Annotated in this window: 23 protein-coding genes; 2 read left to right on the top strand and 21 right to left on the bottom strand. The window is 36.2% G+C overall.

The features are described 5' to 3' along the window. From ABVZ64_RS02185 to ABVZ64_RS02105, 17 genes are all read right to left on the bottom strand, one after another. Positions 1-1,941, bottom strand: a complete 1,941-nt coding sequence (locus tag ABVZ64_RS02185) for a DNA polymerase (protein WP_352399429.1) — start codon at positions 1,939-1,941, stop codon at positions 1-3. Positions 1,942-2,013: 72 nt separating this feature from the next. Then, on the bottom strand, positions 2,014-2,580 hold the full coding sequence (locus ABVZ64_RS02180) for a DUF2815 family protein (RefSeq protein WP_352399428.1): 567 nt from the start codon (positions 2,578-2,580) through the stop codon (positions 2,014-2,016). A 13-nt stretch (positions 2,581-2,593) separates the two neighbouring features. Then, positions 2,594-3,715 (bottom strand): DUF2800 domain-containing protein, encoded by a 1,122-nt coding sequence (locus ABVZ64_RS02175; protein WP_352399427.1) that lies wholly within the window; start codon positions 3,713-3,715, stop codon positions 2,594-2,596. Next, the gene (locus ABVZ64_RS02170) at positions 3,715-4,047 is read right to left on the bottom strand and encodes an rRNA biogenesis protein rrp5 (protein WP_352399426.1); all 333 of its coding nucleotides are present in this window, start codon (positions 4,045-4,047) and stop codon (positions 3,715-3,717) included. The genes ABVZ64_RS02175 and ABVZ64_RS02170 overlap by 1 nt, the downstream gene beginning before the upstream one ends. Then, positions 4,044-4,241 carry a hypothetical protein gene (locus ABVZ64_RS02165; RefSeq protein WP_352399425.1) on the bottom strand — a complete coding sequence of 66 codons (198 nt, stop codon included), beginning with the start codon at positions 4,239-4,241 and terminating at the stop codon, positions 4,044-4,046. The genes ABVZ64_RS02170 and ABVZ64_RS02165 overlap by 4 nt, the downstream gene beginning before the upstream one ends. An 81-nt stretch (positions 4,242-4,322) precedes the next feature. Further along, complete coding sequence (locus ABVZ64_RS02160) at positions 4,323-4,709, bottom strand: RNA polymerase sigma factor (protein WP_352399424.1); 387 nt, start codon at positions 4,707-4,709, stop codon at positions 4,323-4,325. Between the two features lie 591 nt (positions 4,710-5,300). Next, the gene (locus ABVZ64_RS02155) at positions 5,301-5,471 is read right to left on the bottom strand and encodes a hypothetical protein (RefSeq protein WP_352399423.1); all 171 of its coding nucleotides are present in this window, start codon (positions 5,469-5,471) and stop codon (positions 5,301-5,303) included. 65 nt (positions 5,472-5,536) lie between these two features. After that, a complete protein-coding gene (gene lexA / locus ABVZ64_RS02150) occupies positions 5,537-6,142 on the bottom strand; it encodes a transcriptional repressor LexA (RefSeq protein ID WP_352399422.1) in 606 nt (201 codons plus the stop codon). 449 nt (positions 6,143-6,591) lie between these two features. Continuing rightward, positions 6,592-7,629, bottom strand: coding sequence for a hypothetical protein (locus ABVZ64_RS02145; RefSeq protein ID WP_352399421.1), 1,038 nt, complete (start codon positions 7,627-7,629; stop codon positions 6,592-6,594). Positions 7,630-8,089: 460 nt separating this feature from the next. Then, the gene (locus ABVZ64_RS02140) at positions 8,090-8,743 is read right to left on the bottom strand and encodes an FRG domain-containing protein (protein ID WP_352399420.1); all 654 of its coding nucleotides are present in this window, start codon (positions 8,741-8,743) and stop codon (positions 8,090-8,092) included. Positions 8,744-8,871: 128 nt separating this feature from the next. Then, positions 8,872-9,702, bottom strand: a complete 831-nt coding sequence (locus ABVZ64_RS02135) for a GIY-YIG nuclease family protein (protein WP_352399419.1) — start codon at positions 9,700-9,702, stop codon at positions 8,872-8,874. Positions 9,703-9,857: 155 nt separating this feature from the next. After that, positions 9,858-11,213 (bottom strand): PIN domain-containing protein, encoded by a 1,356-nt coding sequence (locus ABVZ64_RS02130; protein WP_352399418.1) that lies wholly within the window; start codon positions 11,211-11,213, stop codon positions 9,858-9,860. A gap of 343 nt (positions 11,214-11,556) precedes the next feature. Further along, on the bottom strand, positions 11,557-12,621 hold the full coding sequence (locus ABVZ64_RS02125; protein WP_352399417.1) for a GmrSD restriction endonuclease domain-containing protein: 1,065 nt from the start codon (positions 12,619-12,621) through the stop codon (positions 11,557-11,559). 31 nt (positions 12,622-12,652) lie between these two features. Beyond that, the gene (locus ABVZ64_RS02120; protein WP_352399416.1) at positions 12,653-13,717 is read right to left on the bottom strand and encodes an adenine-specific methyltransferase EcoRI family protein; all 1,065 of its coding nucleotides are present in this window, start codon (positions 13,715-13,717) and stop codon (positions 12,653-12,655) included. Then, positions 13,704-13,940 (bottom strand): helix-turn-helix domain-containing protein, encoded by a 237-nt coding sequence (locus tag ABVZ64_RS02115; protein WP_352399415.1) that lies wholly within the window; start codon positions 13,938-13,940, stop codon positions 13,704-13,706. The genes ABVZ64_RS02120 and ABVZ64_RS02115 overlap by 14 nt, the downstream gene beginning before the upstream one ends. Before the next feature lie 667 nt (positions 13,941-14,607). After that, positions 14,608-15,147 (bottom strand): isochorismatase family protein, encoded by a 540-nt coding sequence (locus ABVZ64_RS02110; RefSeq protein WP_352399414.1) that lies wholly within the window; start codon positions 15,145-15,147, stop codon positions 14,608-14,610. Between the two features lie 3 nt (positions 15,148-15,150). After that, positions 15,151-16,335, bottom strand: a complete 1,185-nt coding sequence (locus ABVZ64_RS02105; RefSeq protein ID WP_352399413.1) for a hypothetical protein — start codon at positions 16,333-16,335, stop codon at positions 15,151-15,153. Positions 16,336-16,730: 395 nt separating this feature from the next. Between ABVZ64_RS02105 and ABVZ64_RS02100 the strand changes: the two genes are divergently transcribed. Continuing rightward, on the top strand, positions 16,731-17,132 hold the full coding sequence (locus ABVZ64_RS02100; protein WP_352399412.1) for a hypothetical protein: 402 nt from the start codon (positions 16,731-16,733) through the stop codon (positions 17,130-17,132). Between the two features lie 252 nt (positions 17,133-17,384). Here ABVZ64_RS02100 and rlmD read toward each other — a convergent pair whose 3' ends face one another. From rlmD to ABVZ64_RS02080, 4 genes are read right to left on the bottom strand one after another with little or no spacing between them, the layout of a single operon-like run. Then, positions 17,385-18,758 (bottom strand): 23S rRNA (uracil(1939)-C(5))-methyltransferase RlmD, encoded by a 1,374-nt coding sequence (gene rlmD / locus ABVZ64_RS02095; protein WP_352399411.1) that lies wholly within the window; start codon positions 18,756-18,758, stop codon positions 17,385-17,387. Next, positions 18,733-19,353: a PD-(D/E)XK nuclease family protein gene (locus ABVZ64_RS02090; RefSeq protein ID WP_352399410.1), complete on the bottom strand. Its 621-nt coding sequence runs from the start codon at positions 19,351-19,353 to the stop codon at positions 18,733-18,735. The genes rlmD and ABVZ64_RS02090 overlap by 26 nt, the downstream gene beginning before the upstream one ends. Continuing rightward, a complete protein-coding gene (locus tag ABVZ64_RS02085; protein ID WP_352399409.1) occupies positions 19,353-19,649 on the bottom strand; it encodes a hypothetical protein in 297 nt (98 codons plus the stop codon). Before ABVZ64_RS02085 ends, ABVZ64_RS02090 begins: the two co-directional genes overlap by 1 nt. A 12-nt stretch (positions 19,650-19,661) precedes the next feature. Further along, positions 19,662-20,606 (bottom strand): 3'-5' exoribonuclease YhaM family protein, encoded by a 945-nt coding sequence (locus ABVZ64_RS02080; RefSeq protein WP_352399408.1) that lies wholly within the window; start codon positions 20,604-20,606, stop codon positions 19,662-19,664. A 194-nt stretch (positions 20,607-20,800) separates the two neighbouring features. Between ABVZ64_RS02080 and ABVZ64_RS02075 the strand changes: the two genes are divergently transcribed. Beyond that, positions 20,801-21,940, top strand: a complete 1,140-nt coding sequence (locus ABVZ64_RS02075) for a copper amine oxidase N-terminal domain-containing protein (protein ID WP_352399407.1) — start codon at positions 20,801-20,803, stop codon at positions 21,938-21,940. The last annotated feature ends 264 nt before the right edge of the window (positions 21,941-22,204 follow it).

Below are 22,204 nucleotides of genomic sequence, written 5' to 3'. Positions count from 1 at the left end.
TCAATCTTTCTTATAAAATTCGCATTCGTACCCTTCAGCACGAAGTAATAATCCTTTTGCCCAAGGTGGTGTTCGTCCCATCTGTTCACACACGGCATCAAGGGACATCTTTCTATCTGCTTCAATAATAATTTCATCGTGAACATGGGCTACAATGTTACAACACCGCAAAGTCTGAAGTGCATAACACAAAACATCTCTAGCTGTAGCCTGCACGATATTTTCCACAAACTTAGGACCATAGCTTTCAAGCCTCTCCCATTTCTTCGTACCACCAACACCCTCATATGTAACAGACTCACCACCGAATATATTTTCTCCTATGCGCGGCTTTACATAGGACAGCTGTCTTCCACTTGGCAGTTTTATAAATAACATTCCGCTTTTAAAGGAAATTTGAAGTCCATAGGTGCTTAAAGTGGTTCGTTCCTTTATGGCTGTTTTCACAACACGGTCAATATCCCACCAGAACTTTGTTATCCTCGAATTGGAATTTCTCCATGCATTAACAAGACCTTGCAATTCATCTTCTTCAAGTCCCATATCCAAAGCACCCATTGATTTCAAGGCGCCCACCGAACCCCCATATCCAAGGGCGAGTTCAGCAATTTTACCCTTTTGACGAAGATGGCTGTTTACACCGTGTTTTTCCACAGGAACCTTAAACATCTGCGATGCTGATGCACAGTAAATATCACCGCCATTTGCAAATACATCTAATCGCCACTGCTCTCCGGCATACCAAGCAATCACACGAGCTTCAATAGCGGAAAAGTCAGCTACGATATATTTACATCCGTTTCTTGGTACAAAGGCTGTACGGATAAGTTCAGATAACACCTCCGGCACAGAATCATACAAAAGTTCCAAAGCCTCATAATTACCAGTACGAACCAAACCACGAGCCTGTTCTAAATCAGGCATATGATTTTGAGGTAGGTTTTGTAGCTGGATAAGCCTACCGCTAAATCTACCTGTCCTATTAGCACCATAAAATTGAAACATCCCTCTGGCTCTGCCATCTTCACAAACTGCATTTTCCATAGCGGTATATTTCTTTACAGATGACTTTGCCAGTTGCTGACGAAGAATCAACACCTCTGCCAGATCCTTTGAAGCAGTTCTTAAAAGTTCAGCCACTGCCTTTTTATCCAGGGTATCTGTTTCCATTCCATGTGCTGCCAACCATTCACGCATTTGCAAAACTGAATTTGGATTCTCCAATTTCGTAACCTCCCGAAGTTGGTTCATAATGCTTTCCCGGGATATATCATCCATCTGGATAGCCTGTTTTGCAAACACCATATCAAGACAAATTCCACGGTCATTGATTTCCTGGTCTAAGTGATATTCAACCCACACCATATCCGGCACAGGAAATTTCATAAGTTTTTGCTGTATCTGCATTTCCACTTCAACATCTCGGAGGTTATATGCTTTAAAACGCTCCCACTTACCAATATCATGGGTAGGAAAATTTCTTGTTCGACCACCGTTGGCTTTTGTAGGTTTGCATGGGGTACAGAAATATCTAATTAAATCTTTGCCCTCAGATAGTTTCTGCTTTCCAAGACCGAGAACAGAACCTGCACCTTCCAAAGATAGGGGTAGGCCCATATATGCAGACCACACCATAGAACATTTCCATGACGATGGATTTAAACATTTACCTACAGATAAGCCCAAGTATCGTGAAATACAGATTCGTTCAAACTGTGCGTTAAATGCCCACTTAGTTACAGTTTCATCATTAAGTGCTGCAAGAATCTCTTTTGGAATTTCTTCTCCACTTGCTATATCGATAACGGTAACGTCACCACCGTCCACAGCATAACCAAACAACAGTATTTCAAAATCGGGAGAAGATGCATATTTATACACACCACACTTCGCCAAATCAACACTGCTATAGGATTCAATATCAATACCCAGGTTTTTCATACTTCTCACCGTCCTTTCATCCCTCATGGGCAGCAGAGGTATAAACCTCCGCCACCCTAAGTGGATATTTAATTATGCTAAGAAATCATCTTCAGCATCAGTTGCGAAGTCATCTTCAGCACGAGATTTACCGCCAAGAGGCTCTCCGTCACGAATCTTCTGAAGATTATTAAGACCACAGGCAATACCTTTATTACCGTTGGAGTTAAAAGCATAAAAATTAATGCTTGCACGGCCATAAACACCACTGTAAACTTCGCTACGGTCAATAATAACCTGGCGATCAGCATCTACGATACCTGGTGTAGTAGCACTATTGGCATTGATGAAATATGAATCAGCGTATGCCTCGTCATCGGGTCTCTCAATATCTCCATCACGAAAAGGAGTTTTAAGAATAGAAAGTGCAGGAACTGTTCTTCCGTTGCCTTTCAGCTTGGATTCACCCTCACGATATGCAGCCTCAATGGCGGCCTGGATTTTAGCAACGGTCTTTGTATCAGACTTGGGGATAATAAGGGAAACCGAATACTTAGGTGTCCCACCATTGATAGATTTTGCTTCCCACACATTTGCGTATGACCATCTTGTATTAGGTCCTGTAATAACTTTCATTGGGTTAGTAACTTTATTCGACATATATTTGTCCTCCTTAATCTTCTTTAAAATCATCTTTTGCCGTATTGATTACCGGCCGTTTATCGCTTTCCAGCACAAGGGTTGGTTTACCTTGAGGCTTTTCAATAAAAGCACCCAGAATTTCATCAAATTTCTTCTTCCCGAGAACCGCTGTCATTGCTGTTATGCCAAGTAACTTTTCTTCATATGGATTAAAACCTGCTTCTGTAATAGCCTTTGCAACTGCAGTTTCATCGGTGTATTTACGATTGGAGCGACCCTCTACGAGTTTAAATCCACTCCACTCTTTACCGCTGATAGCTGATTGAAGTGCGTATTCTTTGATATCAGATGCCCAGGCTACCAGCCCGTCCGCCTTAGCAAGAATTACTTCAATTTCATCATCTTCCAATGTGGCTGGCATCTCAAAGTCATAGCGAGCAAGTTCAAGGTTATACTCTGCTCTTTTTCTGCAGGTAGCCCTTGCCTTACAGAACTGACAATGGTCACCGGCATTAAATTCGCCCTCACCTGTATATGCTAACTTTGCAGTAGGCGCAAGCACCGTTTCTGCCCATTGGTAAAGTTCTTCTTTGGTAACTGTGTAAGTACTGATGTTTTCTCTACGTGGCTGATAAATTGTCATGCTGACCTGTTCAATATCGTAGATGCCATCAAAGAGTTCCAATGCCCCCAAGGCATAGCACATCATCTGTGGATTTTTCTCAGCCTCCACTAAGATGCCTTTTCCGTGCTTATAGTCGATTACGGATAAAGTGCCGTCGGCAATAATCACACAGTCCCCTGTACCGAATCCTTCCTCCACGAACCTTGAGAAATCCAATCGCTGTTCAATAAGAACACCCGGGTCTGCACAAGTCTGCTTTGCCTTTTCTACTTGCTCCAAAACATAAGATGCATACCCTTCGGCACAGCTTTCCATTTCCTCATCGAAATATGTAAGGTTTTTTCTTGGATCCACAGCCTTGATTCCAAGAGCCGATTGTAGCTTGTACTCACAAAGGCTATGGGCATCTGTACCTTGCTGCGCATATTCGTTGCTCTTATCTTCATAACTCTCACAAAGCCTTGCTGAAGGTGGGCATGAGAGCCATCGGTGACTAGCAGAGGCAGACAGTAATGCATGTTTGCCCATTACAGCACCTCCGCATCTGCAAGCAGGGCCTCGTAATTTTTAGGGTCGATTTCAGACAGCTTGTTCGCTCCGTGCTTAATAAGGAGATCCTTAACTGCTGCCGTATGACCTTTACGAGACTTTTCTGCAAGAACTGCCCTCACATCTTCAAGGGTGCATTCTTTCTTTGCAGACTGGGCCTTTTTCTCCTCAGCCTTGGAAGGCTTTTGGGGCTTTTTCACAGGCTCTCCTTGAGATTCATCAGACTTCATTGCATCTGCCATCGCCTGCAAGCTGTCTGCCAGAGAGCGTACATCTTTAATAACATCTAAGAGTAACTTGTTTCTACTCATGCTTTTACACCTCCCTCTGCAATTTCGCTGATACACAGTGATTCCACGCTGTCTCCCGGAACGATGATTGTAAGTTTTTGCTTATCTCCGAGAAGAAATCTTAATAGACGTTCTCGGATGGTAATGTTGCGATAACTTACAATTCCCGCATTCACAGGTTTCTTGGAAACACTGATTTTTAATGTGTGCTTCATATCTGCACCTACCTTTCTGAAGGACTGCTTTTTGTTGTCCTTCACTATACGGAGATTTAGAGGCAGTTTTTTTAGGGTGTTTTAGAAAAGTTTTTTAAATTTTTTTCTTGCTGCATTAACTGACTCGTATACTGACAACAGACTCACCTGTTCGAAATCCGCTATTTGTTGGAAGGTATACCCCTCGGCATACATTAACAACCTGCGTTTCTGTACATCTGACAGTTTGTCAAGCGTTTCTGCCATATGCTGATTATCAATCTCATTCATTAAGATGCTTTCAGGGGTAGCCTTATCAGCAAACTCCTCTCCTTCAAAGTCCACTGCATCAAGCGATAGGCAGTGATAGCGTTCCTTGCGGCCAAGGTTGTCCTCTACTCGTCTAGAATCAAGAACAACAGCTCCTATTTCTTCGTTCACTTCAACTTCTGATGCAGTTCCATCTGCAAATTTGTACATGATTTTCATTTTTTGTCCCTCTCTGCCTGAAGGACGCACCTGTGGCGAAAGGACAAAAAAATAGGTCGGCGCAACTCAGTACACCGACCTCGGCCCGAAAAAAGGACGCAAAAAGGAGAGGCTACTGAAAATTGCGTATTTTCCACTACGTAAAGTGAAAAATACCAATATTCGTATCCTTCGCCCTTAATGCATGTCAGGCTCTTGATATTTGATTTGTATATTACTTCTTAAAGGTGCAAGGTTTTTGCACCTTTTAAAAACACGAAAAAAAGACCGGCAAATAGACCTAAGCCAATCATCAAAAGGGTATAGTTATCCCTTTGATGTGGCAAAAGCCTATTTACCGGTCCCTTAATGGTGCTCTGTCTGCAACAAACACATGAGGCTTTTGTTAAAAGCCCTGTATCTGCGTGATGTCTCAATTACCATCACTGTTTCACACAGACTGCCAAGTTCGATTCCTTCGATAAATTTTAACGGTACAGAACGGCGATCTTCACGATGCTCTGTTTATGTGCGTCTTGACGATAAACTGTCGAGTACAACGCTCCTGTCTGTCCGAGTTCGTTCTTAATTCAAATTTAAAAGATTCACCATCTACTGTTTCTCAGATGGCTTTATAATTTTAACAATTACTGTCTGTTCATCCACGGTATACTCTATTTCTGCGCCACATTTTGGACATTTTGTTTCTGTCTCCGTTCCAGAACGGGAACGACCAAATTTATGTCCACAGCTGCTACAAAAAGTTAAAAGTTTCATTCCCATTCAATTCCCCCATTGCCTCTTACCGAAATCACCTGAAATTCTTATTTATCTTATAACCCTAGTTATTATTCAAGATCCTTCAACACCTTAACTGCTATACCCTGAATAATACATTCATCCACATAAATATCATTCATCTGACTATTTTCAGGATGAAGTCTGAATCTTTGCTGCTGAGGTTCTGGGAAGAAACGTTTTAAAGTCGCCTCATTTTCCATAAGAGCAACTACTATCTGACCAGATTGCGCATAGTTCTGACGTCTTATGAGTACAAGGTCACCATGGTCGATACCTGCTTCAATCATGGATTCTCCATTTGCCCTCAAGATGAAAAAATCACCTTTACCAAATAGGGCCACAGGCAAACGTACATACTCCTCAATATTTTCCTCCACAAACATTGGAATGCCACACGAAACCGCTCCAAGCACAGGAACCTTCACAGACTGAGTTCTACTTTGAGCTAACTGTCTTGTGATAATATTGCGATGGCCCTCATACTTAATCATTCCATTTTCTTTCATATAATTAAGGTATCTGGAAATAGTAGCAATGGAAAGGCTGGTTCCTTCAGATATCTCTCTTACAGTTGGTGAACCACCGTTTGCTTCATAATAATCATCTATAAACTTTTCTAGCAAAGAAAAATATTCTGGGTTTTTAGTACGCATCGTTTTCACCCTTTCATATGTGTAACATTTATTTCAATTGCGTTTTTAATTATATATTAGAACACAAGTTCTGTCAATAGCTAAATATAGTGAATTTCAACAACCACCAGTTCGCTTTCTATCAAAAATGGTTGCAATTCGGTCCAAGAAAATATGAAGAATTTGAATTTGCAATGATATTTAGGTTCTTAGGTGCATAATAAAAGGACTACTGATAATTCACTGCTAAACTCAGGTATTATCAGTAATCCTTATTTTAATGTGTGTAGACATTTTGGGGTACAATACTCGTATGAAAATTCTTAATCCTTGGATTATCTATTATAAACATACTGGGAAGCATATTTACCCCTAGCTTCTTTTTAGTTTTTCATTCACCTACAGCTACTCCACCCACAATTATTGCTTTTTTACATCTTCGCCCATTTTCCACTCTTATTTTTCTGTAATTATTCTATTGCATTGGTCTGATATAACCAGATTAGTAAATCCTCTGTCATTCTTAGTGCGAAGAAAGCATCTTCTAAGGTTGCATCCTCAAATTCAACCCCGGCTTGGTTTACATTACCCTCATTCTTATGAGCACCTAAAGCACAGGTATAGGAATAAAGTTTATATATTAAATTATACCGTGGGTACTGGTATCTTGCATTTACATCTTCAGCATTTGCATTGTATTTAAACTCAGGTATCTTGTTAATTGGCACATTCAAAATATTTTTGTCTTTACAGCAAACTTTTTGCATACCGTCCAACCATTTTCTTTGAGCTGCTTTCTTATATGTAAAAATACCCGTTATTATATTTCTGCAATGTGCAATACAACCAACTTCATCACTTACACTATATGCTTTCATAGCATCAATATAACTCTCTGCAATGTTTTCATAATGCCCAGACAGCCACTGAAGTATTACACTGTTATCAAAGGAACTCTCTCTCAAGCTGCCCGTGAAAGGCATAATACATAACGCTTCATCATCAAAGCAAATATCTAAACCCAGAATATTTACATTCGTTCTCAATTGCATAAAAATTTTACTCGGATACTTCATTAATATTTCGTTCTTTTGCTGAATGCTCAACTTCTTCAAATAGTCATCCAAATACATATTGCCATATTTGCGATAAGTGCGGCTCAAATCATCTTCTATATCTTCTTTAAATACCCGATTCATATTTAACCTGCAGACTATATTATTCAATAAATTAAATAACTCTTCATTTGAATTTGTTATTACCATATCCATAAAAGTCTCGTGCAAACCATTATAACATCTCTCGTTATTATTATAGTAAACATCACTTGGGTTACCCCCATAACTCTCTATCCTAATAGTAAACTGCGGTTTCCTTTGTTGAAAATACTCCGACAACCCTGCATTATTAAATATTTTCTTCCAGATATCCACTTCCAATGTTAAAAGCTTAGAACTAGATAAAATATCTGCTATCTTAGAAATAGCAATATCTTGTATACTATCCATGTAAAACCCTCCCAATTGGCTGCTATTTTTTTAATTTATCATTGTTAATAAATATAATGCCTCCTTGTTCTAACTTCACTTTTTTACGGCAATAAAAATTTTATCTCTGTTTAGTATTTTAATTTCATTTTCAAATTAAGATTACTGTCTCTAGTTACAGTAAGAATACAAAAAAAACGTTTGAATATATTGTGTCCTTAAAGTACGCATACTATATAAAAGTATTTCTTCTATAAATCTAAATTTAGCAAACCCGTACTCAACTAGGTACATAGACTATATCTTATTATCTGATAAAATTCAAAAAACTATAAATCGAATTCACTATACAACGATCTTGCAAAACCATCAATACCAGGTAATAAAGTTTCGCTTGTAATATTCATTAGTTTCAAATCTTTCCTTATTTCACTATGAAATTCTTTTGGAATTTTAATTTTAAGCAAAACACAGTCTTTATTTAATTTTTTTGAGACTTATTTACTGTTAAAGAAAGATTATATTCAAATGATTGATGTCCTTCAAAAGGAATTGCAAATAACCCTTGTTGTTTAGATAATCTTTCATGCAAATTGTAAGGTTCTACCAGCATAACTAACGGGCTTAGAGTTTGTTCATTTAGTACACTGTTACAGTGTTTTCTTGTTCCAAAAGAAAAATCATCTTCTAGCCCTCTCCATTTTTCAGTTTTAAGCCCTTCGTTATGAAGCAAGTCTTTATTTAAACAAAATACCGCTGATTCCTGTAATGCTTGCTCTATAGAAAAATACAGAGCAACATAATATGAATAAGAGAAATCTAATAATCTTGTTGGTGCTCCATGATGTTGCATTAATGAAATCCATTCTAGCGTATCGTCTTTATCTGGTAATTTTTCTATATAATTTGAAATACTACGTTTAAATTTTTCAATAATTGTTTTTTCGATCTTTGGTATATTTCTAATGTCAGAGTTGTTTATTTTTACTCCTCTTTCTAAAGTAGTTTGCAAAGGCCACGAACTATTTGCCTGCCCTCTAAAAACCCAATTTGTAAGATATTTGAACAACCTACTACAATCTTCCCATGATTTAATTGTATATTCACAAAATATATTATTATTATGCTTATTCACGATTTACCTCTATTCTTATCTTCACAATTCTGTATTTATTGTAACGACATCTATTTTAACAGCAAAACATAATTGTTTGCTATAATAGGCCTGTCCATAAAAATCATAGATGGGAAACTAAGCAATATCTACTTGCTTCTTATATCTTCTAATCCTTTGAAAAATTTCCAACCATTTTCAGATAATCCAGTAATCAGATCAGCAGGCGCGGATGGTGATTTAAACGCCAAATTCACTTGAGTTATGAGCTTTCCATTCTCTTCTTTAACTTTTTCATTTGCTATGTAGCTATCTATTATTGCATTCCCTCTTTTGTAATGATTCTGATCCTTCCATGTTTTTGTTGATTCTGGAGGTCTTTTTATCTCACTTCCAGCTGAGAGAATAAATTTACCATCCTTTACAAATAGCTTAGCATTATGCTTAGTTGGTGGATAATAGTATTTAATTGATTCATTCTTACCTACTTGCTCGTCAATGTCAATCCCCTCTGCACTTAATAAAAATTCAATTTGAGCAATAAATGCTTCAAGATTGGGGAGATCGTAAACACTAATATTTGGCTTATTAAGCCTTAAATCTTTATTTGTTAATACATAGCTGCTTTTCTTAAACTTCTGTATAAATTCATACTCCAAATAGTCAATTAACAACCTATCAAAGCTATTATTGTCAGTGACAAACAAAATACCATATGACCAAAAATCTTTACTCCTAACGTGATCTTCAATTCTCTGTATTCCGTTTACAGATTGCCCAACATAAACAAGGTTTTCATCTTCACTATCATTAAATAGAAAGTATATAGCATAGTTCAGAGAACAAGGTAATTCATAAACCCGTTTATAACTTTCTCGCGTAAAATAAAACGCTTTAATTTGATTTGTGCGATCTTGGTACATTTTTAGATTGGCTGCGTTTCTTTCATCTGGATACAAATATGTTATTGTTTTCTGCATAATACCTCCTAGACTTAAAGAGTTAATAAACAAATATTTGTTTATACCATTAGCTTGATAATGACTACCCATAAACATAACGTAAAGTTGGTAAATAAAACCTAAATTTGTGAGCATTTAAATTATAATCCCATTATCGACTCATTTAAAGCTACTTATATATTATTAATCTTACTTATGTCACGGCGATACATCTCTATGGCATCATTTGCTTTTATTAGTTCTTTACAAGATGCCTCATTTAAAGTAGAATTAAGAACGTTCCATATCTTTGGCTCTATATGTCGTATTTCAATATAATTTAAATCTAGTTTTTTTATACTACTATTTACTGAATATTCCTCCTTAGTGATTTCCACCTTGCCATCTAAATCTAAGGCTACTACCCCAGCATAATATGGATAATCCCCAGGTTTACTATATGTCAAATCCGCGAGTACACTAACGTTCAAATCTATATAATAAGTAATGATTTTTTCTTCTTTCACGACTGAAACAGTATCAATTTCCCAATTAATATTTTCTTCACCTGTTTCCAAATATTTTTCATTTAACTCTTTTTCAACATCAATTATAATTAACTCTTCTTCAACCTTTTTATATATATCATCATGATAATAAGTTAATAATTTTCTTGCATCATCCGCTGCTGATAGTTGCAACGCACTTTTGGAATTTCCTATATGCAACTCTTCAGCAATAAATGAGAAAAATTTATCCAGAGTCAGAAAGTGAATGTCTAAGTTTGCGTTATTTTCCTTAAATTCCATTAGCAATTCATTTTTTAAATCAATTGGGTTTTCTCTATCCTTTTCCCACCAATCTTCCTTTACATCATTACATACAAATAAAATGTTGGCACTTTGTTCTTTTGCGACTTTAATAATATTTTTCCAAATAAATAAATCTCCGTATTTATCTATACCGTCTTTTTCACAATCCTTATATCCAGGCGGAATTAAATTATCAAAACGAACTTGCCCCTCTTGTAAAATAGCTAATTTTTCATAAAACGGAATTATTGCTCCTATCTTCTTTTCTGCGACTAATAGGTCCACAAATTCTTTTACTCTGTCATTTTTCAGAAATTCTAAATTTGAATTAATTTCTGTTTTATGATCCTTGTGAAACGTTTCAATAATTAATTTCATATCATCAATTTTTCCATTTAAATCGTTTTGCAATTTAGTAATATCTATATAGTTATGCATTCTGTATCCATTGGTTTTAGCCCTAATGTCTTCCTTATGCTTTCTTATTAATGCTATTAATTCTCCACTTACTTTTTGATATTTCTTTTTCTCACTACCACAAATTTTCTGATAATTTCTTATGTACTCGTCATATACATATCTTGGCACATAAAGATTATTCAATATTTGCTTTAATGCCTGGATAACATCAATGCTAATAGAAGCTGGTTGACGATAAAGCTCTAATAAAATGTTTGTATCCAATACTATTAAATGGGTACTTGACCTTATTTTCTGAAATTCCTCAATAATTATCATAATAACTTTGCCTTTCTTTTTTTACTTAATATCCTCTTAATTATACACCTTAATTCAAAATATTTCCACAAATACAAAAAAATGCTACGACTAGTCTAATTTAGACTAAATCTTAGCATTCTGAACTCTTATTCCCACTTTATTTTGTAAGAAACGCACTACCTTTGAAACTTTCACCTTAAATATTCTTATGGTCACAAACTGCATAGCATATATAATATTATTCAATTTCTTATGGATTTTGCGAATATCTATACTCTGTCGATTTTCACATGTCGCTTATTTTTCGCTTAAATCCTCTAAATGATACTTGACAGGTGCAAACGATAAGCAAAAAACAAAGTTAAACATTGCTTTTGCGTCTGTTACAATCGGCACAAAGCATTTGACAGTTGTCGGCCGTTGTTCTTCCGCCTTTACTCCACGGTGTAATATGGTCGGCCTGCATTTGGCTAATTTCAAAATGTTCGTTGCATTTCGGGCAAATACCTTTTTGCCGTTCATATGCTGTTCGTGCCATTTTTGGGTTAAAAGCGCGAACACTCAAATACTTTTCATCACCGCAAAGCAAATATTCATAAATACCCGAATGCTTTGTTACATCTTCATCTTCCATAAGTTCGACAATACGGGCTTCAAGTTGTTTTGGGTCATACTTGCCCGTGCTGTACTTATTATAAAAGATACCCCATTCAAGCCCTTTCATTTCCTTGCGATATTTCGGAAAAATAGCCTTTACCCAATTTATTACAGTTTGAAAATAAAGCCATAGCTCATTGCAATTTGTGTCATGTTGGTGCATCGCCATATAATCTTCGATTTCTTCACCGTCACGGGCGGCAATCCAACGAATAGTCGTTTCAAGATAGCTTTGACGAATTGCCGAACCAGTAAAATATTCTCCTGCAATGGCATATGCGGGGCAAGCTGTTTTGCTAAAATACTTCTTTGCTTCGGTCAGCCATTCACCCGTGTAAATCGCATTGCGCAATTCCTGTGCGGTTAGCTGTTCGCCTGCAATGTTGATAATTTTGAACCAGTCCAGCTTCTCTTTGTCTGTACCTTCACAAATGTAAACCATAAGCGGATAGTCTAAAATTTGGTCACGCTCTGATTGTGTCAGATTATCAAAACCCATATGGTCAATAGAAAAATCGCCGCTTACATATTGGCAAATGCTAATAGTGCGTTGTTGCCCGTCAAGGACTTCAAAATTTCCGGCGTCATCCTTTACCCAATACATAACATTTAGGGGGAAATCCTTTGTTACCGTATTGATAACCTCATCGCGCTGTTTGTCTTTGTATATGAATTCACGCTGAAAAGCGGGGCGAATGTTCAAGCGGCCCCCATATCCGACAACGCCATTTTCCGCGCTGTCTATATAGCCTGATACAACTTGGCGCACGGGTATTTCATGTAATTTAATTTTCATTATATCAACCCTTTCGCTTTATTAGTATGCGCCCATACTTCAATTTGCCGTTTATGTATGGTCCATCTTTTCCGGTACTCGACGTAATACCCGCCAACCCTTTTATATTACCCGCAATTAATCCTACTATATCAAACTGTTTAGGGTTATACTTATCCATAAATGTAATAGGAACGCCCATAACACCGTAAAAATCACATGGAATATCAACTACTTTATTCACGTTAATTGCTTCATAATTATCATACTTTTCATATTCTTCAGGCGAATATACTTTATAAAGCAATAAATTTTCATGTCTTTTAGGAATATCAATATTTGTGTACCAACAAATATTCCCCATACTTCGATATTTTACACCGTTTTCTTCTCTGTATCGGGTAGCGCGTGGTTCGTAATAATCGGGTACTGTAAATTCCATATCGCCGCAATTATAGCCTAACCATACCTTGTTATCTCTTAGCATTGGAAATACTTCTTTATAAGTTAGCGCATTTTGGCTTCCTATTATTATGAACCATTTTTCACTCGCAACTAATTGTGCAATATATTCACGGAACAAAGAAAAAGGCGGGTTTGTTACAATAACATCAGCTTGTTCTTGTAATGCTTCGCATTCTTCGCTGCGAAAATCCCCGTCACCTTGTAACAGTGTCAAGGCATTTTTGTGATTTCTCAAAAGGTATTCCACATCGAAAAGGTCAATGCGCCCATCGCCGTTTTCGTCGATAACTTCCGTTATTTCAATTTTATAGGGTTTTCGTTCGCTTTCTTCCATTGCAACAATTTCTTCATCACCGAACAAATTTAGTTGCGTGTAAACAATAGGCGAAGTCGCATAGCAAGTTGCTATCAACTTTTTTAACCCTAACGAATTAAAATTCATTGCAAAATATTTGAAGAAATTACTTTCAAAAGGGTCGTCACAGTTGCAAAAGACAGTTTTACCTCTGAAAAAATCACGATAATGCCGCAATTCTTTTTCAATATCTGTGAGTTTGGTGTAAAACTCATCTTCTTTAGCAACTCCAGCTTTATTAAGACTACCGTTTTTGCTATTTTGTGCCATTCTCTGTTACCTCCGTTGCCTTATTTGTGGTTATCTCCACAATATCATCAAGCCCACATTTAAGGGCAATACATATTTTTGCAAGGCTTTCTATTGATACAGGTTCTTCTTTGCCCATTTTAGCAAGAATGTTTGTGCTGATACCTGCCTGCTTCCGCATTTCTGTTTTCGTGATTTTTTTGTCTATTAGTAATTTCCATAGCCTGTTATAGTTGTATAACATAAGGCAAGCCCTCCTGTACAATTTACCATGATTAGTATAGCACAAGCGGGCACAATAATCAATTTTATATCATGATATCGTGATATATGATTCTATTATCTTGCCCAGCAGCAGCAATATAAGGACAATTTTCGGCATTGATAATTAGGCTATTCTATTAATTATCATAAATCTTTCTATATTATAACAATCCTGTCTCCTCAACCCACTAAAAGTTATTCTGTCCACTCAACCCTATGGATTGACCAGTTCTCAACAGGCGAATTTACAAGGAATTATGGGGATTCCCTCCTCGGAAGAATTTTATACAAAATCTCGAAATCCCCTTATTTCAAGGCTTTTCGTACCTCTTACTTCTCAACCCTTGTAATCAACGCTATCGTCTCAACGTGAGATAGTTAGGCTATTTTATAATAACACATTTTGCTCAGAAAAATAGCATTTTTTCCCTACTTTTACAACCATTCTCTCTTTAAGATAGTACATCTCGATTAGGCTATTTTTCATTTTTGTCCTTTAAACTATATTTTTTGTCCTTCTGCTGCTGACCATCATCATTCTTAATTACATTACTCCGATAAACCTTTTCAATCTTTACTACTTGATATGTTTCCTTAGAAATAAGTGCAGGGTTATTATCTTCAGATAGATAATGTGCCTCAAATACTTAAATATTTAAATCTTCCTTCAGCAAAATTTCTCTATCAACTAATTGGTTTTCACCAATCAAACGTTTCATGCACAATAAACCAGCATTATGCGAAGCTGTCCCACCATTTGAGTCACAATATTTTGTCAAAACAATAGGACGTATATTACACTCAAATAATCCTGTTGCTATAGCAAGTACACAACAATCAGTATCTGCTCCAACAATAAATACTTCTTCAGGATAAATGCCATCATTTAATTGACATAGTTTCTGAATAAAACTAGAATTAACACATGTATATACCGATTTATCAAGAACACAATCAACATATTTTTCGTATCCATCAGCAAGTTCTCTTTCTTCTTTTGTTTTTAATCTATTCCATCCAAATAATTTTTCATATATACTATTATCATCATTAATAAAACGTGTAGCAATAACTACGTCAAATAATTTTCTCTTTAACAACTTTCGAATTTCCTCTGTTAAGTTAATTGTTTGATCATATATTGCAAATCCATTCTGCATATCAACTACTACTAATATTTTCTTCATTATCTATTTCCCCTTTCCTATTATCAAAATTGAGCAAATTATCAGTACTACCAGCATAATTCCGCCAATTACTAAATCAGCTGTACCTATTGTTCCACTTATAAGGTTTTTTACTGGTTCATAGATACTCACCAAAGTAAATATAACCAATAAAATTTCCGTAATCACACCATAAATTCCTTGCTTTTCACTTATTTTAGCTTCCTCTATTGCTATTCTATTCTCTAATAATAAAAATAGCTTTTCCTTTAATGTGTTAATTCCAGATGTAGCGTATATTGATTCCATTACGTTCTTTTCATTTGTACTCATGTTTGCACTCAATATATTGCTAATCTCAAGCGAAGCATTTGTCACTAAACTTTTTTCTTTTTGCAGATCTAAATTCGACATTTTACTATGTTTTATATTATCAATTAAACAATCAAATAAAAACCAACTTGCTTGAAGATTTACTTCATATTCAATTATTTTAGAAATCACTTCAGTCTCTTTCTCTTCAATAACTGCCACTGCTGACCATGATGATGCTACAACAGATACATCATTAATTACTTGTCGATTGTAGCCTTTCGTCTTATGTTTTCTTATTTTTTCTTTAATCGAACCCCACTGTTCTTCTTTTTCTATTTTGCTAAGTATATCTGGATTCATAAGCAAATCAATATCCCTGTTGTATTCCTGCTCTAAATTTTGAGAACCATCTATAATATGATAGACAGACATTACATATGACAACCCATTGTATTTGTAATTTTTAGATGCTGAAAACGGTCTTATCATCTTGTAGACTGAAGACCATACAATTTCCATAAATTCATTTACTTTTACAAATTCTTCTCTCTGATGCAATATTTTCTTTTGTTCTATTTTTTTTAGATAATATAAATCACATACAAAATTATTATCAAAAACCTCGCTAAAATGTGTCATGTCAGATATATCAAGGTTTTCAAATGTAAAAACTCCAACACCACACTCTAATAAATAGCAAGATGTTTTTTCGTTTAATTTTACATAGTACATATATCTATCATTAGATGAATTATCAATTGACATTCCTTTTTCCAAACACTTTTCAGATAAACATTTAATAAATTCTTGCCTGTTCTGCCTTTTAGTATATTCATAATCAAAAAATGAGCAGCCAATATCAAACGGTGCAATATGTATCAATTTGCTTTCCATTATACCTTCTCCTTAACTTAATTTTAACGTATCCATAACAGCGTGTTGGTATACAACTACTCATCATGATGTAGATTCTCCACTATGTTAATTAGCCCATTTTTACAACTTTTCTATCTCAAGAACCTGCCCAAAAGTAATTCTGTGCAATCTATTTGTAGATAAATTCTCCTAAACAATCTATTTTGACAAATTCCGGAAATACCCACAAACGGCAAATCCCCTTATTTTCTATATTTTCGAACCTTTTACTTATTCACCCTTGTCATTAACGTTATCGTCTCTACGGAGATACTTAGGCTATTTTATATAATACCTCAATCATTGTTGACTATATAGCTTGATAATATCACTACATAGAGTTAACATATGACACTACCAAAGGAGGTAGCGTCATGGATAACCAAAACCCTAGATTACATGTGATAATCTATTATCAAGCGAATTCTAAAGCTAAAACCAAACTGCATAAGAAATTAATTGTCTATGCTAAGAAAATTTCAGATGACCCTTATGAACCTACCATTGATATTTCTATGGAAAATTCATATTTGAAAAAGGTAAAGGCCGCCCTGCAGACATTAACCTGTGACACCATTAGCAGCTTTAACGTAAACCGCTCTCTAAGGGATACTGAACAGTTATGTATTTTCATTAAAATTTTACTAAGTCTTACACTTCAAAGATTATCTGAAAACACTCCCGATTACACGGTAATTGATAATTGGATGTTTATATCTATCATACCATCAAAAATAAGTGATGTATATGACATTGAATGGTCACTCGGGAAATAAAAAAACATAGCCTAATTATCATTCAGCCTATTTCCGGCATTGATAATTAGGCAATTTTAAACATTATTGTAAACCTATCTATCTTATAACAATGCTATCTCCTCAACCTACCTAAAGCTAATCTGTCCACTCAACCCTAAGGATTGACCAGTTCCCAACAAGCGATTTTACAAGGAATTCTCTGGATTCACGGCTCTCAAGAATTTTACCGAAAACCACGGAATCCCCATGTTTCAAGCCCTTTGGGACCCTCTACTTGTCTACCCTCGTAATCAACGCTATCGTCTCAACGTGGATTGTCATCGGAAATTGATCTACAACCTGCACATCTACCACCTGAAACCCTTTTTCACACAAAAAATGCACATCCCTAGCAAGAGTTGCAGGGTCGCAGGACACATAAACCAATTTCTCTGGACGAATTGTTGCAATTGTTTCCAAAAGGGTTTGTTCACACCCCTTTCTGGGTGGATCCACAACAATAACATCGGCTGTAATCCCTTGTTCCTGATATAAACGCGGTATCACTTCTTCCGCCGCTCCAACTTCGAAAGTTGCATTGTATATTCCGTTTCTTTTTGCATTTTTTCTTGCATCTTCAATGGCTTCGGGAATAATTTCTACCCCAAAAATTTTTTTTGCCTTTTTAGCAAAAAACAAAGAAATCGTTCCAATTCCACAGTATAAGTCTAAAACAGTTTCCTCTCCCCTTAAGTCAGCCATTTCAACCGCTTTATTATACAAAACCTCCGTCTGAGTCGGGTTTATTTGATAGAACGATAAGGGAGAAATTTCAAATGTGATACTATCTAAAGAATCCTCTATGGTTTGCTTTCCCCATAAGGTAATTATTTTTTTCCCTAAAATTACATTTGTTTGTTCTTTGTTTACATTCAGAACAATAGACACAATCCCCTTCACTTGTAGCAGTCGTTCCACCAAAACTTCACTGTAGGGAATACTTTTTCCATTTATGACGATGCAAACCATGATCTGCCCACTATTACGCCCTACCCTAGTTAAAATATGGCGCACAAGACCTTTATGCTTTTCTTCGTCATATGCTGAAACTTTAAATTCTTCCATAAAATTACGAACAATCACAGTAATTTCATCATTTACAGCATCCTGTAAATAACAAACGGGAGTATCCACAATTCGGTGGCTACGCTTTGCGTAAAAACCCACTTCCACAGCTCCTTCTTTTCCATTCCCCACAGGAAACTGGGCCTTATTTCGATAGCGCCAGGGGTTTTCCATGCCAAAAGCAGGTAAATCCTCCAGGTTTTTTAATCCACCAATGCGCTCCAAATCATCCTTTACCTTTCTTGCCTTATACGCAAGCTGCCCTTCATATGAAAAGTGTTGCAACTGGCATCCCCCACAAAACTTAGCCACGGGACAGCGTGGTTCAACACGATAAGGTGAGGGAGAAATAATTTCAATCATCTTCCCATAACCATAACTTTTTTTTAGCTTAACAATTAAAACTTTAACGGTTTCCTCGGGTAGTGCACCCTCCACAAAAATAGTAAACCCTTCGATTCTGCCAATTCCCTCACCATTGCTACCTAATGAGTCAACAGTCACTTCGTATATTTTATTCTTCTCCACAGGAAGACTCATTTGCTTTTCCTCCAATTATTTCTGTTCCTGAATGGGTACAAACCGTACCATTACAAACACAATATCTACAGGTTGGAAAACTTGGCTTCGCCTTTCCCACCCCGTATATTAACATCTCCCGCATTTCCTTTGTTGTTTTTTGTACTTCCTTTCGCAACGCCTTGGAATTCTTTACAATAAACATATAATCTTGATAGATAAGGCGTCCAAACTTTGGCCGAACTTTATACACATCTTCCAGTATTAAAAAGTATGCTCCAAGCTGTAATAAATCCCCTTTATGGGGCACAGGATCCTCACCAATCAAACCGCTTTTCAACTCAACCGGCACAACACCTTTTCCAATTCTTTTTTTATAAATATAGTCAGGTTTTCCTTGCAATTCAAACTCCGCCGAGTAGAGAAGCTTGCCAAAATCCTTCTCATTTTTTCTGCCCTGCTTCTGGTCAGCATAAATCAAGTGGTAACCCCACATTTTATTTGATGAAACCACTTTCTTCATTGACCAATGGTGCTTACGAAAATATAGTACTAAAAATAAACCTAGCAACAATACAACAAAAAATAAATCTGCCCAAACAAATCTACCAAACATTAAAAACTTGCCCCATTTCGAATAAAAAAGTATCCTATTATTACTGCAATCACAATTAAAGCCAACCCAATTTTCCAAACCAACCTTTGCAAACGCAATCTAGAATAATCCCTCTGGTGAAACTCTAAACCTTTATTGAAGTTTGCCGCCAAGCTATCCTCTAAGGCAAGGGCTTCGTTCCTCTCATGATACAGACGACGCAATTCTTTTCTACCATATAGTCTTTCATAATACCACTGATAGGGACAATAGGAATATTTATTAATCTCATGGGCAGATATAGTCTTTCTTTCCATTCGGCTTCCCTCTTATTTATAATCCGAACGACGGATATTTCTTTGAAGCATTCTATTGAATCCTGCCCAACTGCCTTGGGTATTATCCGTTGCCAGCATTTCTTCAATCATTTTTGTTTTGGCATCCATGTTATCTGCACAGTGTAAGATAAAGGCCTCCATAGTTTCAGGTACTTTTGGCGAGCCATACTCCAGCTCCCCATGATGGGAAAGGATGCAGTGTTTTAGCAAAGACTCCAACTGTTTTGGGAAGCCCTGAATTTTCGCTGCTGTATCTTTAATCAATTCGGCACCCAAAAAAATATGGCCCAACAGCTGACCATCATCGGTATAGTCATTTTCGGGGAAATCAGATAACTCCATAATTTTTGCCACATCATGCAGCATTGCAGATGCAATCAAAATATCTCTATCAACAAACTGATATCGATCGGACATAAAATCGCATATTTGTGTTACAGACAAAGTATGCTCCACCAGGCCACCACGAAAACTATGGTGCATACTTTTTGCAGCAGAATGATATTTAAATTCTTTGCTGATTAGGGGATGACGTAAAAAAATCTCCTCTAACAACTCTTTCACATATGGACTTTGGATGGTTTTAATATAGTTCAATAACTGTTGAAACATTTCATCAATATTCTTATCTGTAGATGGGATAAAATCCGCAGGATCATATTCCCCTTCCATACTACGGCGTATGCGCTTAATATTCAATTGCAGGTCGTTATTAAAAATAGTAACAGACCCGTCTACCTTTATAAAATCATTTTCCGCAAAGCTCTGAATATCTTTATTCATATCCCATACTTTTGCATCAACGATTCCTGTTTTATCCTGTAATTTAAGAGACAAATATGTCTTTCCATTTCTTGACTTTAGGCTCTGTCTGCTTTTACACAGATAGTGTTCTACTACACTTTCGCCTTCTCTTAATTCATTAATATATTTCATGCATACCCTCCAGTTCTAACTAATCGCATTTTCGTCGACCTTTATTATACACCATATAAAATGCGGATGCCATAAGAAACCCTTAAATTTCAAACTTTAATGGAACTTTTCCAATATTTGCACGTCAAATGAAAATAAGGTTTTCAATTCTTAGCTTTTCATGTAAAATATATAAAACTTAAGGAGGTATAAAAATGAAGAAAAAACTAATCTCGTTTCTTTTAGCATGCACCACAATTGTGGGGATTTTACCTATCACTGCTTTTGCGAAAGATGGCAAAACAGAAATCAGCCTAATGGCAATGGATTTTAGAGAGGTAAAAACAGATCAACAAGGTGATAATTGGGATTGGGATGCTAGCGATAAAATCTTAACCCTAAAGGACTTTAAAGGCACGGTTGCAGTGGGTGTACGTGAAAAAAGCGCAGCAATCCTACTCCCTGAGGACAGCACCCTTTGGTTAGAAGGGAAAAATAACGAAATCACCACAAACTCTTATCACTGTAACGGCATTTATGCTAATGGAGATTTTACCATTGCTGGCAACGGTAAATTAAAATTAACTCTGGAGAGCATGGGTGCAAGTGCTATTTATGTAAACGGAGGTGTTTTATCTATTGAAGATGAAGTTGACATCAATGTGGACTCTCCCAAGCACGCAATTTATATCTATAACCTAAAGGCAAACAAAGTAGCTGTTTCAGTTACAGAAAAAGCAAAACTTAGCTTTCCTGATGATTTAAATGATGATGCGGTATATGTTGTAACCAAAAACAATGTGGATCCAGACTCAATCACTTTTGATTATAAAGAAACCCATGACAAAGATGAAGAAATCATTACTTTGTCAAAGGCTGATCCCAAAAAACCTGAAACTGAGAAACCCGAAACCGAAAAGCCAGAAACGGAAACCCCTGAAGATAAGCCAAAGGAAGAGGATGTGAAAAATACATACACAATTTCTATTGGCAATAAAAATATTCTAAAAAATGGCACAGTTGCTTACACCGCTGATGTAGAGCCTTATATCAGCAATGGCTACACCATGTTGCCATTAAGAGCTTTGCTTGATATCTCTGACCCTAATGTAGATATCAAATGGGACTCCCCAACCAAGACAGCAACCATTTCTTATAACGGCAAACACTTTACTATTATTGCAAACAAAGAAAAAATGACCAAAGCTGGAAATCCCGTAGATTTGGCAACAGCGGCTGAAGTAGCCCATGGCAGAATGTTTGTTTCTTTAAGAGATTGGATGAAGATTATGGATATTCCAATGGAACAAGTAAACTGGGATTCTATAACAAAAACTGTAACCCTAACGCATTAATCACCATAAATCCAGGTTGTCTTACTGCTATCAAAACCACAGAGACCAAAAAAAACTAAGATAAGCCTCCATCAAACATTCTTTGTTTGCGGAGGCTTGTTTTTTGTCTGTTTTATATCTTTAATATCCTTTTTTTTCCATGCCTAGGCTAAATATTTCTCGTCTTAATGGATGTATGTTCAATGAATACTATAGCTTTAAAATTGATTTCATACAAATGATTCATCTGCATTTTCACATTCTCTACTTAGTTTTTCCTATTAT

Origin of the sequence: Anaerotignum sp. (assembly GCF_040307045.1) — a bacterium.
In the GTDB taxonomy this organism is placed as follows: Bacteria; Bacillota; Clostridia; order Lachnospirales; family Anaerotignaceae; genus Chakrabartyella.
Note: the sequence above shows the minus strand (reverse complement) of the source record. Positions and strands in the feature narration are given on the sequence as shown.

Bases quoted from the DNA above. Each gene is read 5' to 3' on its own strand.
- ABVZ64_RS02130 (WP_352399418.1), bottom strand. From the start codon at position 11,213: ATGATAATTATTGAGGAATTTCAGAAAATAAGGTCAAGTACCCATTTA.
- ABVZ64_RS02115 (WP_352399415.1), bottom strand. From the start codon at position 13,940: ATGTTATACAACTATAACAGGCTATGGAAATTACTAATAGACAAAAAA.
- lexA (WP_352399422.1), bottom strand. From the start codon at position 6,142: ATGCGTACTAAAAACCCAGAATATTTTTCTTTGCTAGAAAAGTTTATA.
- ABVZ64_RS02080 (WP_352399408.1), bottom strand. From the start codon at position 20,606: ATGAAATATATTAATGAATTAAGAGAAGGCGAAAGTGTAGTAGAACAC.
- ABVZ64_RS02075 (WP_352399407.1), top strand. From the start codon at position 20,801: ATGAAGAAAAAACTAATCTCGTTTCTTTTAGCATGCACCACAATTGTG.
- ABVZ64_RS02170 (WP_352399426.1), bottom strand. From the start codon at position 4,047: ATGAGTAGAAACAAGTTACTCTTAGATGTTATTAAAGATGTACGCTCT.
- ABVZ64_RS02165 (WP_352399425.1), bottom strand. From the start codon at position 4,241: ATGAAGCACACATTAAAAATCAGTGTTTCCAAGAAACCTGTGAATGCG.
- ABVZ64_RS02155 (WP_352399423.1), bottom strand. From the start codon at position 5,471: ATGGGAATGAAACTTTTAACTTTTTGTAGCAGCTGTGGACATAAATTT.
- ABVZ64_RS02135 (WP_352399419.1), bottom strand. From the start codon at position 9,702: ATGCAGAAAACAATAACATATTTGTATCCAGATGAAAGAAACGCAGCC.
- ABVZ64_RS02180 (WP_352399428.1), bottom strand. From the start codon at position 2,580: ATGTCGAATAAAGTTACTAACCCAATGAAAGTTATTACAGGACCTAAT.
- ABVZ64_RS02145 (WP_352399421.1), bottom strand. From the start codon at position 7,629: ATGGATAGTATACAAGATATTGCTATTTCTAAGATAGCAGATATTTTA.
- ABVZ64_RS02085 (WP_352399409.1), bottom strand. From the start codon at position 19,649: ATGGAAAGAAAGACTATATCTGCCCATGAGATTAATAAATATTCCTAT.
- ABVZ64_RS02175 (WP_352399427.1), bottom strand. From the start codon at position 3,715: ATGGGCAAACATGCATTACTGTCTGCCTCTGCTAGTCACCGATGGCTC.
- ABVZ64_RS02160 (WP_352399424.1), bottom strand. From the start codon at position 4,709: ATGAAAATCATGTACAAATTTGCAGATGGAACTGCATCAGAAGTTGAA.
- ABVZ64_RS02105 (WP_352399413.1), bottom strand. From the start codon at position 16,335: ATGGAAAGCAAATTGATACATATTGCACCGTTTGATATTGGCTGCTCA.
- rlmD (WP_352399411.1), bottom strand. From the start codon at position 18,758: ATGAGTCTTCCTGTGGAGAAGAATAAAATATACGAAGTGACTGTTGAC.
- ABVZ64_RS02090 (WP_352399410.1), bottom strand. From the start codon at position 19,353: ATGTTTGGTAGATTTGTTTGGGCAGATTTATTTTTTGTTGTATTGTTG.
- ABVZ64_RS02100 (WP_352399412.1), top strand. From the start codon at position 16,731: ATGGATAACCAAAACCCTAGATTACATGTGATAATCTATTATCAAGCG.
- ABVZ64_RS02120 (WP_352399416.1), bottom strand. From the start codon at position 13,717: ATGGCACAAAATAGCAAAAACGGTAGTCTTAATAAAGCTGGAGTTGCT.
- ABVZ64_RS02185 (WP_352399429.1), bottom strand. From the start codon at position 1,941: ATGAAAAACCTGGGTATTGATATTGAATCCTATAGCAGTGTTGATTTG.
- ABVZ64_RS02110 (WP_352399414.1), bottom strand. From the start codon at position 15,147: ATGAAGAAAATATTAGTAGTAGTTGATATGCAGAATGGATTTGCAATA.